Origin of the sequence: Vibrio sp. 1727, assembly GCF_033344415.1 — a bacterium.
In the GTDB taxonomy this organism is placed as follows: domain Bacteria; phylum Pseudomonadota; class Gammaproteobacteria; order Enterobacterales; family Vibrionaceae; genus Vibrio; species Vibrio alginolyticus.
This window is the reverse complement of the sequence record NZ_JAWPOT010000519.1, coordinates 1-568: the sequence shown is the minus strand read 5'-3', so window position 1 is coordinate 568 and position 568 is coordinate 1. Positions and strand designations below refer to the sequence as shown.

Below are 568 nucleotides of genomic sequence, written 5' to 3'. Positions count from 1 at the left end.
GTCGACCCATTACTTAGAGCGCAAAGATCCAGAAGTTCGCGATATCATTCTGTAATTTTTAGGTTCAGCATCGCAGAGGGTTGGCAAAGTGCCGACCCTTTTTGTTTTTGGCTCACCAAATCCCCACTCAAGTTAAGTCAACACTTTTCTTTACTAAGCCTATCGCGCATAATGTGTACGGAAATACAAATGGTGGGAATATGAAGACCGTAGATAGGATATTGCAAATCGTTAAGCGTGACGGGTCTGTCACTGCAAAACAACTCTCTTCTGAGCTTGGGATGACAACCATGGGTGCTCGCCAGCACCTGCAAGGTTTAGAAGATGAAGGCATCCTGTCGATTCACGATGTAAAAGTCAAAGTCGGACGCCCTACTCGCCATTGGTCTTTAACCCAGAAGGGACATGAGCAATTCGCCGATCGTCATGGCGAACTCACCATCCAATTTATCGAAGCCGTGGAACACATCTTCGGTAAAGATGGCCTCGACAAAGTTACCTCCGAGCGCGAAAAACTGACTTTACAAAACTATCGCCAGCACCTCGATCAATGTGAGTCTTTAGAAAG

The 568-nt window shown here is 46.1% G+C and carries 1 protein-coding gene; it reads left to right on the top strand.

Features of this window, described 5'->3' with window-relative positions:
• Positions 1-200: 200 nt before the first annotated feature.
• Positions 201-568, top strand: a 368-nt coding sequence (locus R8O10_RS26695) for a helix-turn-helix transcriptional regulator (protein ID WP_318192159.1), incomplete at its 3' end; no start/stop codon positions are given.